Source organism: Pseudomonas sp. HMSC057H01 (assembly GCF_001836405.1).
GTDB classification, from domain to species: Bacteria; Pseudomonadota; Gammaproteobacteria; order Pseudomonadales; family Pseudomonadaceae; genus Pseudomonas; species Pseudomonas aeruginosa.
On sequence record NZ_KV828522.1, the window covers coordinates 25,425 to 25,703 of the forward strand.

1 protein-coding gene is annotated in these 279 nt (G+C 73.5%); it reads left to right on the forward strand.

Translation table 11 applies throughout. The features are described 5' to 3' along the window. The coding region (locus tag HMPREF2581_RS33250) for an Ig-like domain-containing protein (protein ID WP_168173303.1) at positions 1 to 279 on the forward strand (279 nt) is incomplete at both ends.

Sequence of the window (279 nt, forward strand, 5' to 3'; positions counted from 1 at the left end):
TGGACTCGGTGGCGCCGGCCGCGCCGGTGGTCAATCCGAGCAACGGCGCGGAGATCAGCGGCACCGCCGAACCGGGCGCCACGGTGACCCTGACCGATGGCAGCGGCAATCCGATCGGGCAGGTCACCGCCGACGGCAGCGGCAACTGGAGCTTCACACCGGGCACGCCGCTGGCCAACGGCACCGTGGTCAACGCCACGGCCAGCGACCCGACCGGCAATACCAGCGCTCCGGCCAGCACCACCGTGGACTCGGTGGCGCCGGCCGCGCCGGTGGTCA